Below are 22,737 nucleotides of genomic sequence, written 5' to 3' on the forward strand. Positions count from 1 at the left end.
CGGGGCCGCCGGGCCCTTGCCGCCGGAGGTGCGGAGGCTAGAATTAAACACATGGCTAATTCCCTGCCCGCCATCGCCACCGAGGACCTCCGGGTGGTCCGCGGAGGCCGCGAGGTGCTGCGCGGGCTCTCCTTCACCGTCCCGCGCGGAACGGTCACCGGGCTGCTCGGGCCCTCCGGCTGCGGCAAGACCACCCTGATCCGCTGCGTGGTCGGCACCCAGATCACCGCGGGAGGCACGGTCACCGTCCTGGGCCGCCCGGCCGGCTCCGCCGCGCTCCGCGGCCGGATCGGCTACGCCACCCAGACCCCGGCCCTCTACGGCGACCTGACCGTGGTCCAGAACCTCCGGTACTTCGCCTCGCTGCTGCGCGCCCCCGCGGCGGACATCGACCGGGTGGTCGAGCAGACCGACCTGGCCGCCCAGCGCCACCAGGCCGTCGCCGACCTCTCCGGCGGCCAGCGCGCCCGGGCCAGCCTGGCCGCGGCCCTGCTGGGCTCCCCGGAACTGCTGGTCTTCGACGAGCCCACGGTCGGCCTCGACCCGGTGCTGCGCAACCAGCTCTGGGAGCTCTTCCGGCGGCTCGCCGACGAGGGCGCGACCCTGCTGGTGTCCAGCCACGTCATGGACGAGGCCGGGCGCTGCGAGCGGCTGCTGCTGATGCGCGAGGGCCGGCTGCTCGCGGACGACACCCCGGACGGACTCCGCGCCCGTACCGGCACCGCCGATCTGGAGCAGGCCTTCCTCCGCCTGATCGACGAGCCCCAGGAAGCCCAGGAACCCCAGGAACCCCACGCAGCCCAGGAAGCCCAAGACCGGAAGCCCCGGGAGGCACGGCGATGAGCACCGCCCTGCGGACCACCGACCCCGGCCCCGTCGCCGCTGCCGCACCCGCCTCCCTGGCCGGCCGGTTCGGCCTGGCACTGCTGCGCACCGGCGCCACCACCCGGCGCATCCTCACCCAACTGCGCCGCGATCCCCGCACCGTGGCACTGCTCCTTCTGGTGCCGGTCGTGCTGATGGTGCTGCTGCGGTACATGTTCGACTCCGTACGGCAGTTCAACGCGATCGCGCCCGGCCTCCTCGGCCTCTTCCCCTTCATCGTGATGTTCCTGGTCACCTCGGTCACCACCCTCCGCGAGCGCACCGGGGGCACCCTCGAACGGCTGCTCACCACGCCGATCGGCCGGCTCGACCTGCTGCTCGGCTACGCCGCCGCCTTCGGCCTGCTGAGCGTCGTCCAGGCACTGGTGGTGACCGGCGTCAGCCTCCATCCGCTGGGGCTCCGGGTGGAGGGCTCGATCGGGCTGCTGATGCTGGTCGCCGTGCTGGACGCGCTGCTCGGCACCGCCCTGGGGCTGTTCGTCTCGGCCTTCGCCCGCAGCGAGTTCCAGGCGGTGCAGTTCATGCCGGCCCTGGTCTTCCCGCAGCTGCTGCTCGGCGGCCTGTTCGTGCCCCGCGACCAGATGGCCGTGGTCCTCCGGTGGATCTCCGACGTCCTTCCGCTCTCCTACGCCATCGACGCCACCACCCGGATCACCGGCGGTACCCACGGCACCGCCCCCCTCGTCCGCGACCTGCTGGTGGTCGGCGGCTGCGCCCTCCTCGCCCTCGCCCTCGGCGCCGCCACCCTCCGCCGCCGCACCCCCTGAGCCGCGTCCGGCGGTGACGACCCGCGGTGACGACCGGGTGGCGGCCCGGTCTCCGCTGCTAGCGTCGGGGCAGCAGGTCGACGTCGACGCACCGGAAGGCGGGCTCGAAGCGGATGGCTGAGCGATACGCGGCACTGCTGCGCGGGATCAACGTCGGCGGGCACGCCCGGGTGCCGATGGCGGAGCTGCGCAAGCTCATGGAGGGCCTCGGGCACACGGCCGTGCAGACCCACCTCAACAGCGGCAACGCCGCCTTCACCGCCCCCGCCGGCCGGTCGGCGGCCCTGCAGGCCGAGTTGGAGGAGGCGATCGCCGCCCACTTCGGCTTCCGGGTGGCCTGCCTGGTCCGCGACGGCGGCTATCTGCGCGCGGTCGCCGAGGCCAACCCGTACCCGGAGGAGGCGGCGGCGGACGGCAAGAAGGTGCACGCCGTCTTCCTCTCCGAACAGCCGTCCGGCGGCGCCGAGGCGCTGGCCGCCGCCGTGCCGCCGGGCCCCTTCGCGCCCGAGGGCTACGCGCTCGGCGACCGGGTCCTCTACCTCGACCTGCCGAACGGCATCGGCCGCTCCAAGCTCCCGGAGGCCCTCGGCCGCTCGGCCCCGCTCAAGCCCTGCACCACCACCGCCCGCAACTGGAACACCGTGCTCAGGCTGGTGGAGCTGACGGCGGAGTGAGGCCCCGGCGGCAGTCGACCAGCGCCCCGAGGAAGGCCTCGGTGTCGGTCCGCAGGGTGCCGCCGAAGAAGTCCAGCTGGTCCAGCGAGCGCCGGGCCGCCTCGGCGTCCCCGTGCCCGCAGGCGTCGGAGACGAGCACCGGCAGATAGCCGAGGTCCAGGCCCTGCCGGACGGTCGGCTCGATGCCGATCTCGGTCGCGATGCCGACGATGGCGAAGCTGGTGATCCCCAGGTCGCGCAGGACGAGATCCAGCGGGGTGCCCTCGAAGGCGGACATGGTGATCTTGTCGAGGACGGCCTCGTCCGCCCGCGGGGCCAGCTCCGGCACCAGCTCGAACGGCTCCGAGCCCGGCAGGAAGGGGGAGACGACCAGCCCGGGGTCGTCCACCCGCTGCCAGGCCATCGCCGTCCGCAGCTGGGACGCCCCCATCAGCCGCACCGGCAGCGACATGTGGCGGGTGAAGACGATCGGCAGCCCCGCCTCCCGGGCCGCGTCGACGATCGACCGCACCCGGTCGGTGATCGCCTTGCCGTCGGGCAGCTGCCGGACCACCCCGTTCTGCATGTCGTAGACGATCAACGCGAGCCGCTCGGGATCGCAGACCTCGGACGGTGTCGCGGGCATCCGCACCGGTGCGCCGGATGGATGGGCTCGCTGCTGCACGGCCTTCGCCTCCCCAGGCCTACCCGGCGCTCCGCCGGACGGCACGACGATGGCAAGCCGCCCCTGCCCAGTCAAGGACGCCGGGCCGGACGCGGCGGCCGCCGCCCGGCCGGCCCCGCGCACCGGCTATCCTCGCGAGCATCCCCCCTCGGTTCCCGATGCCCGCCCGCTGGAGAAAACCCCATGGTCCTGCGCCTGTCCCGGATGATGCTGCACACCCTGCGCGACGCGCCGGCCGATGCCGAGACGACCAGCCACAAGCTGCTGGTCCGCGCCGGCTACGTGCGCCGCTCCTCGGCCGGCGTCTGGATCTGGCTGCCGCTCGGCAAGCGGGTGCTGGACAACGTCGCCCGCGTGGTCCGCGAGGAGATGGACGCCATCGGCGCCCAGGAGGTCATCCTCCCCGCCCTCCTCCCGCGCGAGGCCTACGAGACGACCGGGCGCTGGAGCGAGTACGGCGACGAGCTGTTCCGGCTCAAGGACCGCAAGGGCGCCGACTACCTCCTCGGCCCGACCCACGAGGAGATCTTCACCCAGGTCGTCAAGGACCAGTGCTCGTCCTACAAGGACCTGCCGGTGATCCTCTACCAGGTGCAGAACAAGTACCGGGACGAGGCCCGCCCGCGCGCCGGAGTGCTCCGCGGCCGCGAGTTCCTGATGAAGGACTCCTACTCGTTCGACACCACCGACGAGGGCCTCGCCGAGTCCTACCGCCTCCACCGCGAGGCCTACATCAAGATCTTCAACCGCCTGGGCTTCGACTTCCGGATCGTCTCCGCCGTCTCCGGCGCGATGGGCGGCTCGGCCTCCGAGGAGTTCCTGGCCCCGGCGGTCTCCGGCGAGGACACCTTCGCCGACTGCCCGTCCTGCGGCTACGCCGCCAACTCCGAGGCGGTCACCGCGGTCGTGCCGGCCGCCGAGGCCGTCGACCACCCGCCGGTCGAGGAGCTGGACACCCCGGACACCCCGACCATCGAGACCCTGGCAGCCCACCTCGGCGTCCCGGCCTCCGCCACCCTGAAGAACCTGCTGGTCAAGGTGGACGGCGAGATCGTGGCCTTCGGCGTCCCCGGCGACCGCGAGGTGGACCTCGGCAAGCTGGCCGGTCACCTCGCCCCCGCCGAGGTCGAACTGGTCACCGCCGAGGACTTCGAGGGCCGCCCGGACCTGGTCCGCGGCTACGTCGGCCCGCAGGGCCTGGACGGCGTCCGCTACTACGCGGACCCCCGGGTCGCCGCCGGCACCTCCTGGATCACCGGCGCCAACAAGCCCGGCAAGCACGCCCGCAACGTCGTCGCGGGCCGCGACTTCGAGGTGGACCGCTACCTGGACGTGGTCACCGTCGAGGCCGGCGACCCCTGCCCGAACTGCGGTTCCGCGCTCAACCTGGACCGCGCCATCGAGATCGGCCACATCTTCCAGCTCGGCCGCAAGTACGCGGACGCCTTCGCCCTCGACGTCCTGGGCCAGAACGGCAAGCCGGTCCGGGTCACCATGGGCTCGTACGGCATCGGCGTCACCCGCGCGGTGGCCGCCCTCGCCGAGCAGCTGGCCGACGACCAGGGCCTGTGCTGGCCGCGCGAGATCGCCCCGGCCGACGTCCACGTGGTCGCGGCCGGCAAGGCCGCGCAGACCGAGGCCGCCCTCGAGGTGGCCGGGAAGCTGGAGGCCGCGGGCGTCCGGGTGATCGTCGACGACCGGGCCGGCGTCTCCCCCGGGGTGAAGTTCACCGACGCCGAGCTGATCGGCGTCCCGACCATCCTGATCGTCGGCCGGCGGGCCGCCGAGGGGATCGTCGAGCTCAAGGACCGCCGTACCGGCGACCGCGAGGAGATTTCGGTGGAGGCCGCCATCGCCCGCCTGACCAGCTGAGACACCGAGCCGGGCGGGACGGTTGAGGCCCTCGGCCGCCCCGCCCGCCCGGCACCCGCCTACCATTCGTCCGTGGCCGAGACCCAGCTCCCAGAAACCACGGACGCGCCGGAGACGGTGGCGCCGGAAGCGATCGCGCCGGAAGCGGCGGCGCCCGAGGCGCGGCGGGAGGGCGGCCGGCGCCGCTCCCGGCTGCGCGCCCTGATCCCGCTGACCGCCGTCCTCCTCCTCTTCGCCGTCCCGGGCTGGATGCTGGTCGGTGCGCCCGGCTGGCCGCCGGCCGGCGTGGCCGTCGGCACCGCCCTCTTCGCCGCGGGCCTGGTCGGCATGCCGCTGCTGATGTTCCGCGGGCACGCCCGGGCCGACGACCTCGCCGCGCGCACCGGCGACACCCTCCTCGGCGTCATCTGGGTGCTCTTCACCTGGTCCGTGGCCGGTGGCCTGGTCCGCGCGGTGCTGTACGCGGTACTGCCCGCAGGGGCGGACGGCACGGCCGTGGACCGCTGGGTCGCCCTCGGCATCGTCGCGGTCTCCGCGGTGCTCCTCGCCTGGGGCTGCTACGAGGCGATGCGGGTGCCGCGGATCCGCCGGGTCGAGGTGCCGCTGCACCGGCTCCCGCGAGCGCTGGACGGGCTGCGGCTGGTCGTCATCACCGACACCCACTACGGCCCGATCGACCGCACCCGGTGGTCCGTCGGCGTCGCCGAGGCGGTCAACTCCCTGGACGCGGACGTCCTCTGCCACGCCGGGGACATCGCGGACGGCCCGGTGGCGAACCGGCTGAGCCAGTCCGCGCCGCTGGCCTCGATGAGGGCGAAGCACGGCAAGGTCTTCGTCACCGGCAACCACGAGTACTACGGCGACGCCCCGGGCTGGGTCGAGCGGCTCACCGAACTGGGCTGGCAGCCGCTCCACAACAGCCATCTGACGATCCGTCCGGACGCCGCCGGCGGTGCCCAGGAGCCGGCCGCCGTCCTGGTCGTCGCCGGCGTCGACGACCACACCGCCGCCGACTCCGGCCTCCCCGGCCACCGTGAGGACCTGGACGCGGCGCTCGACGGCGTCGACCCGGGCGCGCCCGTGGTCCTCCTCGCCCACCAGCCCAAGCAGATCGCCAACGCCGCCGACCGCGTCGACCTGCAGATCTCCGGCCACACCCACGGCGGCCAGATCTGGCCCTTCCACCTGCTGGTCCGCATCGACCAGCCGGTCGTCGCCGGCCTCAGCAGCCACGGCTCCGACCCGGCCGTCCGCACCCGGCTCTACACCAGCCGCGGCACCGGCTTCTGGGGCCCGCCCTTCCGGGTCTTCGCCCCCAGCGAGATCACCCTCCTGGTGCTCCGCGCCCCGGCGGGCGACTGACCGCCCTCAACGGCGGGCGCCCGCAGGCGGTGGCCGGACGGGAGACCCCTAGCGGCGCCCCCGGCCTCCGCTGGACCTCCTGGACCCCGTTCAGCTACCCCTTCAACCTCACCCAGCAGCTCGCCGCCTCCCTGCCCTGCGGCCTGACCAGCGGCGGACTCCCCGTCGGCGTCCAGTTGGTGGAAGCCCGCCACCGGGACGACCTGGTGCTGCGCGCCGCCGCGGCCCTCTAGCGGTCGCTGGGACCGCAGGCCGCACCGAGGCCGCCGATTCTCCGTCGCTGAACGCGAATATCCGGCGGAACTGTGGTGCGGGACACCGGATCGCTGTCACATTGGCGTGGTAGAAAGCTCGAACGCGACGGGTACGACGCCCCGACGTCGACGAGGAGGGCCGCGTGGGCACCCCCATAGCGGTACGGCCGGCGAGTCCCGAGGACTGGCCGTCGGCGATGGAACTCTGGCAGCAGGCGCACATCGTCCGGCGCAACGGGCGCCCCCTCGCGGGGGGCCAGGTGGAGCGCGCCCTGCGCAGACTCCAGGACGCCAAGACCCTGCTGCTGGTCGCGGAGGACCAGGACGTGCAGCTGGGCGGCCAGAAGCCGCCCGCCGAGGCGCTGGTCGGAACGGCGCTCGGCGTCCAGGGCCGCGAGGACGACGGGGCCGGGCCGCCGCTGCCGGGCCTGCTGCACATCTCCATGGTCAGCGTGGCGCCGGACCTCTGGGGCCGGCACATCGGCCGCCGCCTGATCGAGAGCCTGCTCTCCGAGGCGGGCAGCCTCGCCTACGACCGCGCCCAACTCTGGACCCACGCCGACAACCTGCGGGCCAACCGCCTCTACCGGGTCATGGGCTTCCGCCGCAGCGGCCGGGTCCGGATAGACGACTGGGGCGAGCTGATCGTCCACTACCACCGCCCCATCCCGAGCCCCTGACCGGCCGTTCGAACCTGACCGGCCGTTCGAACGCGGCGGCTACCGCGCCACCGCCGCCACCGCCTCCGCCACCGGGACATCCCCACCCACCAGCTCCAACGTCAGCCCGTCGACCCCCGAGGCCCGCGCCAACTCCGCCAGCACCGCGGCCACATCGTCCCGGGAGACCTCTCCCCGTCCGGTCTCCCGCGCCAGCGCCACCCTCCCCGTGCCCGGGGAGTCCACCAGCCGCCCGGGCCGCAGCACCACCCACTCCAGGCCCTTCCGGGCCCGGAGGTCGTCGTCCGCGGCCCCCTTCGCCCGCAGATAGGCCCCGAACACCGGATCGCCCCCGTCCGGGGCCGCCGCGTCCGCGCCCATCGCCGAGACCATCAAGTACCGCCGTACGCCCGCCTGTTCGGCCGCGTCCGCCAGCAGCGTCGCGGCCCCCCGGTCGACGGTGTCCTTGCGGGCGGCGCCGCTCCCCGGCCCCGCCCCCGCCGCGAAGACGACGACGTCCGCGCCGGTCAGCAGCGCGGCGACCTCGTCCACCGTCGCCGACTCCAGGTCGCAGACCAGGGGTTCCGCGCCCGCCTCCCGCAGGTCGTCGGACTGCTCGGGCTTGCGGATGATCCCCGCCACCGAGTCGCCCCGAGCCGAGAGCAGCCGCTCCAGCCGGAGCGCGATCTGACCATGTCCACCAGCGATCACCATGCGCATACCGCGAGCCTAGGCGCTCGCCTCCGGAACCCGCCGGATCACCGCGCCCCACCTTGCCGCGGCACCGCCGAACTCCCCGCCCCGGCGCCCCCGGGCCGGCCGTCCGAGCCCCTCCCCGGACCCGTGTCCGGCCCCGGCCCCGGATCCGCGAACTCCCGTACCGCGCTGGTCCGGCTCACCACCCGGCCCCCGTGGACGACCACCCTGCTGTGCCCGGCGGACAGCGCCTCCGCCAGCGACTCCCCCCGTACGGCCAGCAGTTCGGCCGGATACCCGGCCTCCACCAGCACCTCGTCGAGCCCCAGCAGCCGCCGGGCCGCCCCGCTCACCGCCGCGTACGCCGCCTCCGGCGCCAGCCCGCCGCCGGCCGCCAGCGCGAACGCCGAGCGCAGCGGATCCGCGCTGCCCACCGGATTCGCCGCGTCCCGCAGCCCGCCGCTCCCGGCCGCGACCCGCACCCCCGCGTCCGCCAGCATCCGCACCCCGGACGCGGACCATCCGGCGGCCGCCTCCGCCCGGCGGCCCGTCCTGCCGGTCCCGCCGCCGGGTCCCCGGTCGCCCACGCAGCTCCCGCCTTGCGGCAGCCAGACCACGGCCACCCCGTGCGCCCCCAACTGGGCCGCCGCCAGGGGCATCCCGCCGGGCGCCTCCCGCGCCTCCCGCCCGGTCCTGGCCAGCCGCCCCAGCGGCCCCACCGCCACCCGCGGCCGCAGCGGCCCCAGCGCGACCGCGGTCCTGGCCAGCCGCACCGGATCGGCCCCGTCCGTGTGGAGGTCCACCGCGCAGCCGAACTCGGCCGCCACGGCGGCCAGTTCGTCGACGAACCCGGCCGGGTCCGGATCCAGCTCCGGGCAGCCGCCGACCGCGTACGCCCCGGCCTTCACCGCCTCCCGCAGCTGCGCCCGCCCGTCCGCCCCGGCCCGGCCGGTCAGCAACCGGGGGCAGGCCACCGTCTGCAACTCCACCAGTCCGCGCAGCGCCTCCCCGGCCGCCATCGCCGCCTCGAAGCCGGACAGCCCGCCGAGGCCGCCGATCCCGACATGCGTCCGCTGCTCGGCGGCCCCGTAGCCGAGCGTCGTCAGCGCCCCCTCGACCAGCCGCCGCTGCGTCTCCCGCATCTCCCGCGCGCGGGCCTCCGGCCCGGCCGGGCCCGCGTCCCCGGTGCCGCCGCAGAGGTCGCCGCCGGCCTCCGCGCCGAAGGCGGCCTCAAGGTGGCTGTGCGCCTCGACCGGCGCCGGCAGCAGCAGATACCCGCGGAGATCGACCCGCTCGTAACCGCCCCCGCCGACCGCCTCCGCGCTCTCCGCGCCGAGGCCCGCGGCGGCGCCCGCGGCGCCGGGGCCCCCGGTCTCCTCCCGCGCGGACAGGCTCCTGGCCGTTCCGACCGCCTGGATCCGCCCCTGGGCGATCCGCACGTCGACCTCGCGCCCGTCCGTCAATCGCGCCCCGCTCAGCAGCAGGCCTGCCGCCGCTCCCGCCGCTCCCCGCGGCGACGGCGTTCGCGGGGCCGGCTCGTCTTCCGCGTTTCCACCGGCCATCGGGGGCTCCTTCCGACCGCAAGATCGCCGAGTCCGAGACTATGGGCGGGATACCGGCGCACCGCGGACGCTCAGCGGAGGCGCGGAATAGTCGTACTGGTTCGCACCCGGCGGATCGCCCCAGGCACCGCCTCCGGCCTGCGATCTTGCGGGCGCGATACGGATTTCACGATCCGGCGCGAACCGTGTAGTGTCTTCCTCGGCTCGCCCCAATAGCTCAGTCGGCAGAGCGTCTCCATGGTAAGGAGAAGGTCTACGGTTCGATTCCGTATTGGGGCTCTGATGTGAAGCACGTCGTTCGCGGCGGGCCGAACATCGCGGCGGTGTAGCTCAGTCGGTAGAGCAAGCGGCTCATAATCGCTGTGTCACCGGTTCAAGTCCGGTCACCGCTACCAACACCCCCGCGTAGCCGATTGGTGGGTCTTACCCTTCGGTCGGCTACTCTTGTTGTGCTCAAGTCTTAACCCCTGTCCGAGGAAGGCACTCCTGTGGCTGCCACCGACGTTCGTCCGAAGATCACGCTGGCCTGCGTGGAGTGCAAGGAGCGTAACTACATCACCAAGAAGAACCGGCGTAACGACCCGGATCGTCTGGAGATGAAGAAGCACTGCCCGCGCTGCAACGCTCACACCGCGCACCGCGAGACCCGCTGACCGGCCAAGCCGTTCCGCGGAACGCGTCTCCGATGCCTCCGGTGCTTGCACTCGCACCAGGCAGATGACCTGACGTGAACGAAGGCCGCACCCCGTCCGCGGGGGGCGGCCTTCGTCGCGTTCGGATCCCCGACCGATCGTCCCCACCAGCACCCGAGGGAGCCGCGCATGGCGCTCGACCCCGCCTTCATCGGGCGGTCCTACCCCCCGACCCCCGCCTACGAGGTCGGCCGCGAGAAGATCCGCGAGTTCGCCGAGGCGGTCGGCGACGCCAACCCGGCCTTCACCGACCCGGCCGCGGCCAAGGCGCTGGGCCACCCCGACGTGATCGCCCCGCCGACCTTCCCGTTCGTGATCACCTACCGGGCCGCCGCCCAGGTGGTCATGGACCCCGAACTCGCCCTGGACTTCGCCCGCGTGGTGCACGGCGACCAGAAGTTCGCCTACACCCGCCCGGTGCGGGCCGGCGACCGGCTGACCGTGAGCGTCACCATCGACAACATCAAGTCGCTGGCCGGGAACGACATCCTCACCGTCCGCGGCGAGGTGCACGAGGAGTCCGGCGAGCACGTCGTCACCTCCGTCATGACCCTGGTCTCCCGCGCGCCGGAAGGGGAGTGAGCACCGCCATGCCCACCGCCATCAGCTACGACGAGGTCGAGGTCGGCCAGGAGCTGCCGGCCGGCGTCTTCCCGGTCCGCCGCGCCACCCTCGTCCAGTACGCGGGCGCCTCCGGCGACTTCAACCCGATCCACTGGAACGAGCGCTTCGCCAAGGCCGTCGGCCTGCCGGACGTGATCGCCCACGGGATGTTCACCATGGCCGAGGCGATCCGCGTGGTCACCGACTGGCTGGGCGACCCCGGCGCGGTCGTCGAGTACGGCGTCCGCTTCACCAAGCCGGTCGTCGTCCCCGACGACGAGACCGGCGCGACGATCGAGGTCACCGCGAAGATCGCCGCCAAGCTCGACGACCGCCGGGCCCGCGTCGACCTCACCGCCGTGAGCGCCGGCCAGAAGGTCCTCGGGATGTCCCGGGCCGTGGTCCAGCTCGCCTGATCCCCGCCCCCCCCGGAGGCCGCGCCGCCGGCGCGCCTCCGGGGCCCGCGCCGCCCGTCCGGCCGCCCCCGTACCCTGATACGCGTGCCGGAACAGACAGAGACCCCCCTCGCGCCGCTCACCACCTTCCGCCTCGGCGGCCCCGCCCGCCGCCTCGTGGAGGCCGCCACGGACGAGCAGCTCATCGCCGCCGTGGCCGAAGCGGACCGCACCCGCACGCCCCTCCTCCTGATCGGCGGCGGCAGCAACCTGGTCATCGCGGACGAGGGCTTCGACGGCACGGCGGTGCACATCGCCACCCGGGGCGTCACCCTGACCGGCACCGAGCTGGAGCTCGCCGCCGGCGAGATCTGGACCGACGCCGTCGCCCGCACCGTCGAGGCCGGCCTCTCCGGCGTCGAATGCCTGGCCGGCATCCCCGGCTCGGCCGGCGCCACCCCCGTGCAGAACGTCGGCGCCTACGGCCAGGAGGTCTCCTCCACCATCACCTCGGTCGTCGCCTACGACCGCCGCGGCGGCGAGACCGTCACCCTCTCCAACGCCGACTGCCGCTTCGCCTACCGCGACTCCGTCTTCAAGGCGCACCCGGAGCGCTATGTGGTCCTCCGCGTCCGCTTCTCCCTCGCCGACGCCGACGGCCTCTCCGCCCCGGTCCGCTACGCCGAGCTCGCCCGCACCCTGGGCGTCGAGCCCGGCGAGCGCGCCCCCCTGGCCGCCGTCCGGGACGCGGTGCTCAAGCTGCGCGCCGGCAAGGGCATGGTCCTGGACCCGGAGGACCACGACACCTGGTCCGCGGGCTCCTTCTTCACCAACCCGATCCTCACCGAGGCCGAGTTCGAGGCCTTCCGCGCCCGCGTCCACGACCGTCTCGGCCCCGACGCCGAGCCCCCCGCGTACCCCGCGGAGGGCGGCCGCACCAAGACCTCCGCCGCCTGGCTGATCGACAGGTCCGGCTTCACCAAGGGCTACGGCACCGGCCCGGCCCGCATCTCCAGCAAGCACACCCTGGCGCTGACCAACCGCGGCTCGGCGACCACCGCTGACCTCCTCGCCCTGGCCCGCGAGGTCCGCGCCGGCGTCCAGGAGGCCTTCGGCGTCCGCCTCACCAACGAGCCGGTCCTGGTCGACACGGCCCTCTGAGGGGCCCGGCGCGGCCCGCGGCCGGCCGTGTCACCCCAGCACGGCCGTGTCACCCCAGCTCGGCCGTGTCACCCCAGCCTGCCGCTTCACCGCACCCCGGCCCCGACCCCCCGGTCCGGCTCGCCCGCCGGGGCGGGCAGCGGCCCGGACGCCAGCCAGGCGTCCACCTCCGCCAGCAGCCGCCCCCGCCGCTCCTCCGGCATCCGCGCCCCGCGCAACGAATGCCGTGCCAGCTCGGCCAGCTCCTCGTCCGAGAACCCCAGGCGCTCCCGGGCCAGCCGGTACTGCGCGGCCAGCCGCGACCCGAAGAGCAGCGGATCGTCGGCTCCCAGCGCGATCCGCACCCCCGCCTCGAAGAGCCGCCGCAGCGGGACGTCCTCCGGCCTCTCGTAGACGCCGAGCGCCACGTTCGACGCCGGGCACACCTCGCAGACCACCCCCTCCGCCGCCAGCCGCGCCATCAGCCGCGGGTCCTCGGCCGCCCGTACGCCGTGCCCGACCCGGCCCGCGCCCAGATCGTCCAGGCAGTCCCGCACGCTGGAGGGCCCGGCCAGTTCCCCGCCGTGCGGAGCGGCCAGCAGCCCGCCCTCCCGGGCGATCGCGAAGGCCCGGTCGAAGTCCCGGGCCAGCCCCCGCCGTTCGTCGTTGGAGAGGCCGAAGCCGATCACCCCGCGGTCGGCGAACCGCACCGCCAGCCGGGCCAGGGTCCGCGCGTCCAGCGGGTGCTTCATCCGGTTCGCCGCCACCAGCACCCGGATCCCGACCCCGGTCGCCGCCTCCGCCTCGGCCACCGCGTCCAGGATCAGCTCCAGCGTCGGCGTCAGCCCGCCGAGCCGGGGCGCGTACGAGGTCGGGTCGACCTGGATCTCCAACCACCGCGAGCCGTCCGCGAGTTCGTCCTCCGCGACCTCGTGCACCAGCCGCCGGATGTCCTCCTCGTCCCGCAGCACCGACCGCGCCGTGTCGTAGAGCCGCTGGAATCGGAACCAGCCCCGCTCGTCCGTCGCCCGCAGCTGCGGCGGCGTCTCCGAGACCAGCGCCTCGGGCAGGTGGAGGCCGTGTTTCGCGGCCAGCTCGTGGAGAGTGGCCGGCCGCATCGCACCCGTGAAGTGGAGGTGGAGATGGGCCTTGGGCAGTAGCCGGACGTCACGCTGGTGCTCCATCGGCCGATGATCGCGCATCGCGCCCCGCCGTGGAAACCGTTTCCCTCCGGCCGCCCGATCGAGTGATCCCCGCCCGGCACGCCGACGGCCCGCCACCCCCTGGGGTGACGGGCCGTCGAATCACCGCACCGAGGTCAGTCGGTGGCCTCGGCGAGCAGCTTCTGGATCCGGGAGACGCCCTCCACCAGGTCGTCGTCGCCCAGCGCGTAGGAGAGCCGCAGGTAGCCGGGGGTGCCGAAGGCCTCGCCCGGCACCACCGCGACCTCCACCTCGTCCAGGATCACCTCGGCCAGCTCGGCCGAGGTCCGCGGGCGCTTCCCGCGGATCTCCTTGCCCAGCACGCCCTTGACCGACGGGTACGCGTAGAACGCGCCCTCCGGCTCGGGGCAGACGAAGCCGGGGATCTCGTTGAGCATCCGCACGATGGTCCGGCGCCGCCGGTCGAAGGCGGTCTTCATCTCCTCGACGGCGGAGAGGTCGCCGGTGACCGCGGCCAGCGCGGCCCGCTGCGCCACGTTGTTCACGTTGGAGGTGGCGTGCGACTGCAGGTTCTGGGCGGCCTTGACCACGTCCTTCGGGCCGATCACCCACCCGACCCGCCAGCCGGTCATGGCGTAGGTCTTGGCCACGCCGTTCACCACGATGCACTTCTCGGCCAGCTCCGGCACCAGCACCGGGAGCGAGGTGAACTTCGCGTCCCCGTAGACCAGGTGCTCGTAGATCTCGTCGGTGAGCACCCACAGCCCGTGCTCCGCCGCCCACTGCCCGATCGCCCGCGCCTCGTCCTCGGTGTACACCGAGCCGGTCGGGTTGGACGGCGAGACGAAGAGCACCACCTTGGTGTTCTCGGTCCGCGCGGCCTCCAGCTGCTCCACCGTCACCTTGTAGCCGGTGGTCTCGTCCGCGACCACGTCCACCGGGACGCCGCCGGCCAGCCGGATCGACTCCGGGTAGGTGGTCCAGTACGGGGCCGGGACGATCACCTCGTCGCCCTCGTCCAGGATCGCCGCGAAGGCCTCGTAGATGGCCTGCTTGCCGCCGTTGGTCACCAGCACCTGGGCCGGCTCGACCCGGTAGCCCGAGTCGCGGAGCGTCTTGTCCGCGATCGCCTGCTTCAGCTCCGGGAGCCCCCCGGCCGGCGTATAGCGGTGGTTCTTCGGGTCGGTGCAGGCCTCGACGGCCGCCTGGACGATGTATTCCGGAGTGGGGAAGTCCGGTTCCCCGGCGCCGAAGCCGATCACCGGGCGCCCGGCCGCCTTCAGCGCCTTGGCCTTGGCGTCGACGGCCAGGGTGGCGGACTCGGCGATGGCTCCGACGCGGGCCGACACGCGACGGTCGGCAGGGCGGACGGAAGGGTCAGGGGTGGGTGCTGCTGCGCTCATAGCAAGCATGCTCCCAGACGCCGCAGCGGGGCTGCACGGAGGTTTCCCGGACGGGTCACCGTCGGGCGCCCCGCCGGCCCTTCACCCCGCCGAGTGGCTACAGGTTCGACTCCGACCCCCATCAACCTCTACACTCACTCGTGGTTCGACGCACAACACGCCTGCCACCGACGCCGGTGGATGAGGTAGGTTGTTCGTCGAGCGGAGCCGAAGCGTCGGTTCCGAAGGGCTATAGCTCAATTGGTAGAGCACCGGTCTCCAAAACCGGCGGTTGGGGGTTCAAGTCCCTCTGGCCCTGCTGATCGCACTCGCGAGGTCGCGCCCTGCGGTCCTCGTCAGGTACCCGGATTCAGGTGAGGACGAGTGACGGAGACAGTGGGCTCCACCGCGACGCCTGAGCGTGGTCGGCCGGAGAGCGACGACAAGCGCAGTGCCCCCCCGCGTCGCAAGCGCTCCCGGAAGAGCGAGCGCAAGGGATTCTTCGCGCGGGCCGCCCGCTTCTATCGCCAGATCATCTCCGAGCTCCGCAAGGTCGTCTGGCCCACCCGCAACGAACTGGTGACGTACACCTCGGTCGTCATCGTCTTCGTCGTGATCATCATGGCGGTCGTCTACGGCCTGGACTACGGCTTCTCCAAGCTCTCTTTCCTGGTCTTCGGCTGAGTTCCGCGCCGATCGGCGCAGCACCCGCCCGACGCTCACGCTACCGTTGTGACGGTACCGTTGTGCCTCCGAGTGCTGACGTGCGCCTGCGGAGGACGCCGACGGCGCGGAACCCGTTACACCCTTCATCTCCAGGAAGAAGCAGCCACAGTGTCTGAGTCCCCCCTGTACGACGACGGCGAGGCCCCCGAGGCTGGCGAGGCCGTCGAGTCGGCCGAGGCTCTGCTGGGGGAGCAGGACGCGCAGCCCAGCGACGCCGAGCAGATCGTCGACGCCGTCGACGGCACCGACGAGACCGAGGGCGCCGAGGACGAGGTCCAGGCGGCCGACGAGGCCCAGGCCGGCGTCCCCGCCGAGGAGGAGGCCCTCTCCGTCGTCTCCGACGAGCAGGCCGAGTCCGTCGAGGAGACCGACGAGGCCGAGGCCGGCGACGCCGAGGCCGACGCGGACACCGAGGCCGACGCGGACACCGAGGCCGGCGCGGACACCGAGGCCGGCGACGCCGAGGCAGCGGCGGACGCCGAGGAGGCCGAGGACGAGGACCCGGTCGCCACCTTCCGCGAGGAGCTCCGCCGCGCTCCCGGCGAGTGGTACGTGATCCACACCTACGCCGGCTACGAGAACCGCGTGAAGGCCAACCTGGAGCAGCGGGCGGTCTCGCTGAACGTCGAGGACTACATCTACCAGGCCGAGGTGCCGCAGGAAGAGGTCGTCCAGATCAAGAACGGCGACCGCAAGACCATCCGCCAGAACAAGCTCCCCGGCTACGTCCTGGTGCGGATGGACCTCACCAACGAGTCCTGGGGCGTCGTCCGCAACACCCCCGGCGTGACGGGCTTCGTCGGCAACGCCTACGACCCGTACCCGCTGACTCTGGACGAGGTCGTCAAGATGCTCGCCCCCGAGGTCGAGGCCAAGGCGGCCAAGGAGGCCGGCAAGCCCTCCCCGGTCCGCCCCTCCGAGGTGCAGGTCCTGGACTTCGAGGTCGGCGACTCGGTCACCGTCACCGACGGCCCCTTCGCCACCCTCCAGGCGACCATCAACGAGATCAACCCGGACTCCAAGAAGGTCAAGGGCCTGGTCGAGATCTTCGGCCGGGAGACCCCGGTCGAGCTCTCCTTCGACCAGATCCAGAAGAACTGACCTCCGCTTCGGTCCCGACTCTTCCGCCCGGCCCCGCCCAGCCCCACGCTGGTGCGGGGCCGCCGCGTCTCCCCGGCGGCGGGGGAGCGCGCGATGGAACGGCTCACCACTGACGGTCTCGTCCTGCTGCTGCACCGCGCGGCGTGCGCGCCGCTCGACCTGGAGGCCGGGCTGCGGCTGCGCGGCGCGCCCCTCTTCATGGGACCCACGGACGACATGGGCGGCCCGCCGCCGCGGTTCCCCCGCTGGATCGTCGAGCACGACCCGGTCGGCCGCGCGATCCCGCCGCACCCCCGGTCCAGCCACTGGCGGATACGGGCCACCCCGGACGGCGCACTCCGTGCCACGCCGCTCTCCGCCCCCGCCGCCGACGCCTTCCAGGCGGAGCTCGCGCAGTACGCGGCGGACCGCCTCCTCGCCCCCGGCTGGCTGCTGACCGGGCACGACCTCGCCGTCGAGGGCCCCACCGAGGTGCTGGGCGGCCGCCGCGCCTGGCGGGCGACGGCGAGCGCCGACTTCCCGCCCGACCGGCTGGACCTCCTCCTCGACGCCGAACTCGGCATCCTGCTGCGCCTGGACCGCTACCGCACCGACGAGCCGGTCCCCTACGAGACGGGGGCGATCACCTCCCTCGACCTCGACGTCGACCTCGCCCCCGAGCCGGCGCCGCCCGCGCCTGCCGGCGTCCCGCCGACGACCGGTCCGCCGTCCGGCCCGGGGCCCGCCGCGATGCCGGCCTGGATGCTGGCCTCCGGCGTCGGCAGGGCGGTCCGCAACCTGCTGGGCGGCCACCGCCCGCACGAGCGCTGGACGGGGCACCGCGGGGAGGCCCGGTCCGCCGCCCCCGAGGAGCCGGACGGGGAGCCCTGGTTCGACCCGGCCGAGGACGCGCTGCCGCCACTGACCGGTGGTGTCCCGTCGGAGGACGCCCTGCCCGGCATGCTCTACCGCGCCGGCCGCGGCGCGCACCGCCTTACCGCGACGGCCCACCTGTGGACCGACGAGCGTCCCGGCGAAGCCGAGTTCGCCGAGGAGCCGCCGATGCCGCCCGGCCTGCGGCCCGACGTCGAACGGATACTGGCGGCGCTGCCCGGCCGGGGGCACCGGGTGCTGCGCCTGCGGATAGCCGACCGGACCCGCTACCGGCTCGACCTCCTCACCGCCCCCGGCCCGGAGGCCGGCCCCGATCTGGAGGCCGGCCCCGCCGCGGGGCCGGCTGCGGAGCCCGAGACGGAACCCGACGCGGCGGCCTGCGACGGCGAGCGGTACTACCGCCTCGGCGGCGGCCGGCTCCTCGTCATGCCGGCCCTGCCGCTGACGGACCTCCGCCTCAGACCCCTCCTCGACCCCTCCTGGCTGCTGGCCGAGCACCGCTGCGCCCCCCTCGGCTGGGTCTCGTTCGGCGGCCGCCGGACACTCCGGCTGACGGCTTCCCCCGGCCCCCGCGACCCCGGCGGCGAGGAGATCGAGGCCCTCCTCGACCCGGAGCTCGGGGTCCTCCTGCGGCTGACCGCCCGCACCACCCCGGACGGCGAGCCGGCCTACCGCTACGAACTGCGCGAGGCCGCTCCGCTGCCCGCGGAGGAGGCCCGCGAGGCCGAGGACTTCCGGATCACGGCCCCGCCCGGAACCCGTACCGTGGAGCTGCCGGCACCCGGCCCCGCCCCGGCGCCCGTCGAAGCCCTCGCCGAGGCGGCCACCTGGGCCGTCGGCGGAGCCGTCGTGCTGGCTCGGCTGCTGCGCCGGAGGCCCGGCCCCCGGCCGCCCGCGGAAGGCTGATTTCAGGGCGGAAGCCACTTCGGGCTATGCTGGCCCGATGTGTGTGCTGCCTGGCCTGGCTCTCTGAGCCGAGCGACCCGGCGAGCCGCACGGAAATCCAAGGCCCCGCCGCCCGCGCTGACGCGCGTCCGCGGCGGGCGCACCTCTCGTAAGGACCCGGAGAGAGAGCATGCCTCCCAAGAAGAAGAAGGTCACTGGGCTGATCAAGCTCCAGATCAACGCCGGTGCGGCCAACCCCGCCCCGCCCGTTGGTCCGGCGCTCGGCCAGCACGGCGTCAACATCATGGAGTTCTGCAAGGCCTACAACGCCGCGACCGAGTCGCAGCGTGGCATGGTCGTGCCGGTGGAGATCACGGTCTACGAGGACCGCTCCTTCACCTTCATCACCAAGACCCCGCCGGCCGCGAAGCTGATCCTCAAGGCCGCGGGCGTGGAGAAGGGCTCCGGCGAGCCGCACACGACCAAGGTCGCGAAGCTGACCCGCGACCAGGTCCGTGAGATCGCCACGACCAAGATGCCCGACCTGAACGCCAACGACCTGGACGCCGCGGAGAAGATCATCGCCGGCACCGCCCGGTCGATGGGCGTCACCGTCGAGGGCTGACCGAACCCACTTCGGATCACAGTGGTAGGGCCTCGCGCGGCCCGTAGCCACCACGGCTCCCCAGAACTGACACAGGAGTAGAAGTGAAGCGCACCAAGGCCCAGAAGGCCGCCGAGGAGAAGATCGACCGCGAGCGGATCTACGCCCCGCTCGAGGCCATCCGCCTCGCCAAGGACGTCGCCTCGACCAAGTTCGACCAGACCGTCGAGGTCGCCATGCGCCTGGGTGTCGACCCGCGCAAGGCCGACCAGATGGTCCGCAGCACCGTGAACCTCCCGCACGGCACCGGTAAGACCGCCCGGGTCCTGGTCTTCGCGACCGGTGACCGTGCCGCGGCCGCGGAGGCTGCGGGCGCCGACATCGTCGGCGCCGACGAGCTGATCGACGAGGTCTCGAAGGGCCGCCTGGACTTCGACGCCGTCGTCGCCACCCCGGACCTGATGGGCAAGGTCGGCCGCCTGGGCCGCGTGCTCGGTCCGCGTGGCCTGATGCCGAACCCGAAGACCGGCACCGTGACCCCGGACGTCGCCAAGGCCGTCAACGAGATCAAGGGCGGCAAGATCGAGTTCCGGGTCGACCGGCACTCGAACCTCCACTTCATCATCGGCAAGGCGTCCTTCGACACCGAGAAGCTGGTGGAGAACTACGCCGCGGCGCTGGACGAGGTCCTCCGGGCCAAGCCGTCCGCCGCCAAGGGCCGGTACATCAAGAAGGTGACCGTCAGCACCACCATGGGCCCGGGCATCCCGGTCGACCCGAACCGCACCCGCAACCTCCTCGTCGAGGAGGACCCCGCGGCCGTGTGACCTGACCCGGTCACCGCACAGCGGTAGTGCCCTCGTCCCCGTTTGTGGGGACGGGGGCACTTCTTCTTCACCGGTCCCGACTACCACTGGTGTACCGTCTGCTCCCGTCCGTAACCGAGGCAGCACCTTCACCAGACGCGGGGGGACCACCATGGCCCGAATCCGAATCGCCTGCACCGCCCTGATCACCGCGGCCGCGGTGGCCGGCCTGGGCGCCTGCCAGTCCAAGACCGACGCCAAGGCCGGCTCGGCCGACAACGCGAGCGCGAGCCCGAGCGCCGGCGCCGGCGCCCAGTCGAGCGGGGCCACCGCCACCGACGCCCTGGCCGCGGTCGGCAAGAGCACCTCCGGCTACCGGTCGGTGCACATGAAGGCGGTCAGCTCGATCGGCACCACCAGGACCACCATCGACGGCAAGGTGGCCTGGAACCCGCTGGCCGAGGACGTCACCACCTCCGTGCCCGGCCTCGGCGCCAACGGGATGCACATGCTCCTCTCCGGGACCACCGCCTGGGCCCAGGTCGGCGGCAAGTGGACCAAGATGGACATGTCCAAGATGCTCGGCGGCGGCTCGTCCAGCTCGCAGGACCCGGCCTCGATGGTCCAGCTGCTGGTGAACACGGGCGACGTGAAGAAGGTCGGGCAGGAGACCGTGGACGGGGTCTCGGCCACCCACTGGGCCGGCACCGTGGACGTCCAGCGGATGGCGGCCCGCTCCAGCCTCCCGTCGGGCGTCAAGAAGATGCTGGACACCGCCGCCCAGCAGGGCCTCCGCACCGAGGCGGTGGACCTCTGGGCGGACGCCAGGGACCTTCCCGTGCGGGTCCACACCAGCGCCCAGACCAAGCAGGGCGCGGTGGTCTCCACCATCGACTACACCGACTACAGCACCGCCCCGCTGAAGATCACCCCGCCCGCCGCGGGCTGATCCGACAGGTCCTTCCACCGGCGATTTGCCCGCGGGCCGCGCCGTCCCGTAATCTCGGACGAGCCAAAGACCGCTGGTCGTCATCATGCCCGGATCCTCGTGGTTCGAGCGAAGGTGATCGAAGGTTCCGCGCAGACTTCTGCGGCGGGCGGCCCGCGCAGGTGGAATGGAGAACTTCTCGCTCCAGGGCGTCCTCTGACGCCATGTCGAGCGAATCGAGCCCCGTGCCCCTGCGCCGGGGCTCTTGTCGTTCGGGGACGCGCTTCCATCCCGCGGTGATGGCACAGCAGGTCGACGGAATGGTCGGCCACGCATCGACATCACGGAAGGAGGCGTAAGCCTATGGCGAGGCCCGACAAGGCTGCCGCTGTCGCCGAGCTGACGGACAAGTTCCGTACCTCGAACGCGGCCGTGCTGACCGAGTACACCGGACTTTCCGTGGCGCAGCTGAAGACGCTGCGTCGCTCGCTCGGTGAGAACGCCCAGTACGCCGTGGTGAAGAACACGCTGACCAAGATCGCCGCCAACGAGGCGGGGATCACCGAGCTGGACGCCCTCTTCCAGGGGTCGACCGCTGCCGCCTTCATCACCGGTGACCCGGTGGAGTCGGCCAAGGCTCTGCGTGACTTCGCCAAGGAGAACCCCGCCCTGGTCATCAAGGGCGGTGTGCTCGACGGCAAGGCTCTGTCCGCCGAAGAGATCACCAAGCTCGCGGACCTCGAGTCCCGCGAGGTGCTGCTCGCCAAGCTGGCGGGCGCCATGAAGGCCAAGCAGTCGCAGACTGCCGCGCTCTTCCAGGCGCTCCCCTCGAAGCTCGTCCGCACCGTGGAGGCGCTTCGGGCCAAGCAGGCCGAGCAGGGCGGTGCCGAGTAATTCGGCTCGCGTAGTGACCGGAGCCTGTCGGCCCCGGTCGTGAGCGGGCCGGACCGCCCGCCGAAATCGACAAACCCGGCACCAGCCGATTAGTGGAAGGACGCCATCATGGCGAAGCTCACCCAGGACGACCTGCTCGCGCAGTTCGAGGAGATGACCCTCATCGAGCTCTCCGAGTTCGTGAAGGCCTTCGAGGAGAAGTTCGACGTCACCGCCGCCGCCCCGGCCGCCGTGGTCGCCGCTGCCCCGGGTGCCCCGGGCGCCGGCGCCGAGGCCGCTGAGGAGCAGGACGAGTTCGACGTCATCCTCGAGTCGGCCGGCGACAAGAAGATCCAGGTCATCAAGGAGGTCCGCGGTCTGACCTCGCTGGGTCTGAAGGAGGCCAAGGACCTCGTGGACGGCACCCCGAAGCCGGTCCTGGAGAAGGTCAAGAAGGAGGACGCGGAGAAGGCCAAGGCTGCCCTCGAGGGCGCCGGCGCCACCGTCACCATCAAGTGACGTTGTCCCGCGGACATCTTCGGACCGTCGCCTGACGGTCCTCAGCGGCGGGGCGGACACCCAACGGGTGTCCGCCCCGCTGTCGTATCCGGGCGCCGTGCGGCCGCCCGCCCCCCTGTCCCTTACGGGGGGATTTGCCGCTTCCGGGCCCGGGCTGCGCGCGCTTGTCGGTCCCTACGAGTATGGTGATCACCGGCAGCAGAAAGGGCCGCTCAGCAGGGATCCACAAGGTCCGTGCGGTCGGAGGCCCTTGACGAACCGTCGGCAGCGCGCGATTCTCAAGGCGCGCAGGCGGTACGCAGAGGCAGCACAGGGGCCTCCCCGCGCCGGAAAGCGGCGGGGGGAAAGGTGAGCGGCGGCCGCGCGAGGCATGAAACAACGGCGTGGTGGGAACAACACTCCGCGTGAGGGGTCCCGGGGAACCGGGCGCCCGGCGGCGCCGGCGAGGGCGCGGCGGGTTACAGGGAGGAGTTCGGCGATTCGGTCTCCGAATCCGGACTGGACAGCAGTGTCGCCGATGGCTACACTGTCCCTTTGCGCTGCCTTTTAGCTGCTCCGTGACTCGTCGCCCGGAGTTTGCGCTGCCCCGATCAGGGGTGGCGAACCCGCCCGCCGTTCCGCTTTGACCAGGAGAAACGTCCCGGTCGTCGTG

The 22,737-nt window shown here is 73.1% G+C and carries 23 protein-coding genes, 3 tRNA genes and 1 pseudogene; 22 read left to right on the forward strand and 5 right to left on the reverse strand.

The features are described from left to right. The first annotated feature begins 51 nt into the window (after positions 1-51). The 3 genes from BS73_RS22485 to BS73_RS22495 all read left to right on the forward strand — a co-directional run bounded on the left by BS73_RS22485 (position 52) and on the right by BS73_RS22495 (position 2,326). A complete protein-coding gene (locus BS73_RS22485; protein WP_084704273.1) occupies positions 52-843 on the forward strand; it encodes an ABC transporter ATP-binding protein in 792 nt (263 codons plus the stop codon). Next, complete coding sequence (locus BS73_RS22490; RefSeq protein WP_037575224.1) at positions 840-1,652, forward strand: ABC transporter permease; 813 nt, start codon at positions 840-842, stop codon at positions 1,650-1,652. Before BS73_RS22485 ends, BS73_RS22490 begins: the two co-directional genes overlap by 4 nt. 113 nt (positions 1,653-1,765) lie before the next feature. Continuing rightward, entirely contained in the window at positions 1,766-2,326 is a 561-nt protein-coding gene (locus BS73_RS22495) for a DUF1697 domain-containing protein (RefSeq protein ID WP_037575226.1), read from the forward strand. On the opposite strand, the gene BS73_RS22500 is transcribed toward BS73_RS22495, so the two are convergent. After that, positions 2,298-2,990, reverse strand: coding sequence for a cysteine hydrolase family protein (locus BS73_RS22500; protein ID WP_200886722.1), 693 nt, complete (start codon positions 2,988-2,990; stop codon positions 2,298-2,300). The genes BS73_RS22495 and BS73_RS22500 overlap by 29 nt on opposite strands. A 183-nt stretch (positions 2,991-3,173) precedes the next feature. Here BS73_RS22500 and BS73_RS22505 point away from each other — a divergent pair, with 183 nt between their 5' ends. The 4 genes and pseudogenes from BS73_RS22505 to BS73_RS22520 all read left to right on the forward strand — a co-directional run bounded on the left by BS73_RS22505 (position 3,174) and on the right by BS73_RS22520 (position 7,158). Continuing rightward, the gene (locus BS73_RS22505; protein ID WP_037575229.1) at positions 3,174-4,862 is read left to right on the forward strand and encodes a proline--tRNA ligase; all 1,689 of its coding nucleotides are present in this window, start codon (positions 3,174-3,176) and stop codon (positions 4,860-4,862) included. A gap of 132 nt (positions 4,863-4,994) precedes the next feature. Further along, positions 4,995-6,224: a metallophosphoesterase gene (locus BS73_RS22510; RefSeq protein WP_037580668.1), complete on the forward strand. Its 1,230-nt coding sequence runs from the start codon at positions 4,995-4,997 to the stop codon at positions 6,222-6,224. Positions 6,225-6,256: 32 nt separating this feature from the next. After that, positions 6,257-6,457: pseudogene (locus BS73_RS22515) on the forward strand (amidase family protein); the annotation flags it as partial. A gap of 164 nt (positions 6,458-6,621) precedes the next feature. Further along, entirely contained in the window at positions 6,622-7,158 is a 537-nt protein-coding gene (locus BS73_RS22520) for a GNAT family N-acetyltransferase (RefSeq protein ID WP_152617688.1), read from the forward strand. 39 nt (positions 7,159-7,197) lie between these two features. Here the strand turns inward: BS73_RS22520 and BS73_RS22525 are convergent, their stop codons facing one another. Beyond that, a complete protein-coding gene (locus BS73_RS22525; protein ID WP_037575233.1) occupies positions 7,198-7,857 on the reverse strand; it encodes an SDR family oxidoreductase in 660 nt (219 codons plus the stop codon). Positions 7,858-7,895: 38 nt separating this feature from the next. Further along, positions 7,896-9,395: an amidohydrolase family protein gene (locus tag BS73_RS22530; RefSeq protein WP_051940289.1), complete on the reverse strand. Its 1,500-nt coding sequence runs from the start codon at positions 9,393-9,395 to the stop codon at positions 7,896-7,898. 206 nt (positions 9,396-9,601) lie between these two features. Here BS73_RS22530 and BS73_RS22535 point away from each other — a divergent pair. The 6 genes from BS73_RS22535 (at position 9,602) to BS73_RS22560 (ending at position 12,246) form a co-directional block, all read left to right on the forward strand. Beyond that, a tRNA-Thr gene (locus BS73_RS22535) sits at positions 9,602-9,674 on the forward strand. Between the two features lie 40 nt (positions 9,675-9,714). Next, positions 9,715-9,790: transfer RNA gene (locus BS73_RS22540), tRNA-Met, on the forward strand. Between the two features lie 93 nt (positions 9,791-9,883). Beyond that, positions 9,884-10,048: a 50S ribosomal protein L33 gene (gene rpmG / locus BS73_RS22545; protein ID WP_004571794.1), complete on the forward strand. Its 165-nt coding sequence runs from the start codon at positions 9,884-9,886 to the stop codon at positions 10,046-10,048. Between the two features lie 168 nt (positions 10,049-10,216). Next, positions 10,217-10,669: a MaoC family dehydratase N-terminal domain-containing protein gene (locus tag BS73_RS22550; protein ID WP_037575236.1), complete on the forward strand. Its 453-nt coding sequence runs from the start codon at positions 10,217-10,219 to the stop codon at positions 10,667-10,669. 8 nt (positions 10,670-10,677) lie between these two features. Then, positions 10,678-11,106 carry a MaoC family dehydratase gene (locus BS73_RS22555; protein WP_037580673.1) on the forward strand — a complete coding sequence of 143 codons (429 nt, stop codon included), beginning with the start codon at positions 10,678-10,680 and terminating at the stop codon, positions 11,104-11,106. A 78-nt stretch (positions 11,107-11,184) separates the two neighbouring features. Next, entirely contained in the window at positions 11,185-12,246 is a 1,062-nt protein-coding gene (locus tag BS73_RS22560) for a UDP-N-acetylmuramate dehydrogenase (protein ID WP_407675146.1), read from the forward strand. 86 nt (positions 12,247-12,332) lie between these two features. Here BS73_RS22560 and BS73_RS22565 read toward each other — a convergent pair whose 3' ends face one another. Both BS73_RS22565 and BS73_RS22570 read right to left on the reverse strand, forming a co-directional pair. After that, positions 12,333-13,409: an adenosine deaminase gene (locus BS73_RS22565; RefSeq protein ID WP_084704831.1), complete on the reverse strand. Its 1,077-nt coding sequence runs from the start codon at positions 13,407-13,409 to the stop codon at positions 12,333-12,335. Positions 13,410-13,543: 134 nt separating this feature from the next. Beyond that, positions 13,544-14,791 carry a pyridoxal phosphate-dependent aminotransferase gene (locus tag BS73_RS22570; protein ID WP_037575239.1) on the reverse strand — a complete coding sequence of 416 codons (1,248 nt, stop codon included), beginning with the start codon at positions 14,789-14,791 and terminating at the stop codon, positions 13,544-13,546. A 225-nt stretch (positions 14,792-15,016) separates the two neighbouring features. Here BS73_RS22570 and BS73_RS22575 point away from each other — a divergent pair. The 9 genes from BS73_RS22575 to rplL all read left to right on the forward strand — a co-directional run bounded on the left by BS73_RS22575 (position 15,017) and on the right by rplL (position 22,085). Then, positions 15,017-15,089, forward strand: a tRNA-Trp gene (locus BS73_RS22575). 65 nt (positions 15,090-15,154) lie between these two features. Continuing rightward, entirely contained in the window at positions 15,155-15,454 is a 300-nt protein-coding gene (secE, locus tag BS73_RS22580; protein WP_037575242.1) for a preprotein translocase subunit SecE, read from the forward strand. Positions 15,455-15,679: 225 nt separating this feature from the next. Then, the gene (nusG, locus tag BS73_RS22585; RefSeq protein WP_407675147.1) at positions 15,680-16,597 is read left to right on the forward strand and encodes a transcription termination/antitermination protein NusG; all 918 of its coding nucleotides are present in this window, start codon (positions 15,680-15,682) and stop codon (positions 16,595-16,597) included. 93 nt (positions 16,598-16,690) lie between these two features. Next, complete coding sequence (locus tag BS73_RS22590) at positions 16,691-18,376, forward strand: hypothetical protein (protein WP_037575244.1); 1,686 nt, start codon at positions 16,691-16,693, stop codon at positions 18,374-18,376. 169 nt (positions 18,377-18,545) lie between these two features. Next, positions 18,546-18,980 (forward strand): 50S ribosomal protein L11, encoded by a 435-nt coding sequence (gene rplK / locus BS73_RS22595; RefSeq protein ID WP_037575246.1) that lies wholly within the window; start codon positions 18,546-18,548, stop codon positions 18,978-18,980. A gap of 83 nt (positions 18,981-19,063) precedes the next feature. Next, the gene (rplA, locus tag BS73_RS22600; RefSeq protein ID WP_037575248.1) at positions 19,064-19,786 is read left to right on the forward strand and encodes a 50S ribosomal protein L1; all 723 of its coding nucleotides are present in this window, start codon (positions 19,064-19,066) and stop codon (positions 19,784-19,786) included. Positions 19,787-19,937: 151 nt separating this feature from the next. After that, on the forward strand, positions 19,938-20,714 hold the full coding sequence (locus BS73_RS34940; protein WP_051940292.1) for a LolA-like protein: 777 nt from the start codon (positions 19,938-19,940) through the stop codon (positions 20,712-20,714). 342 nt (positions 20,715-21,056) lie between these two features. Further along, positions 21,057-21,587, forward strand: coding sequence for a 50S ribosomal protein L10 (gene rplJ / locus BS73_RS22610; protein WP_037575250.1), 531 nt, complete (start codon positions 21,057-21,059; stop codon positions 21,585-21,587). 108 nt (positions 21,588-21,695) lie between these two features. Beyond that, positions 21,696-22,085, forward strand: coding sequence for a 50S ribosomal protein L7/L12 (rplL, locus tag BS73_RS22615; RefSeq protein ID WP_037575252.1), 390 nt, complete (start codon positions 21,696-21,698; stop codon positions 22,083-22,085). Positions 22,086-22,737 lie beyond the last annotated feature (652 nt).

Origin of the sequence: Phaeacidiphilus oryzae TH49, assembly GCF_000744815.1 — a bacterium.
GTDB classification, from domain to species: Bacteria; Actinomycetota; Actinomycetes; order Streptomycetales; family Streptomycetaceae; genus Phaeacidiphilus; species Phaeacidiphilus oryzae.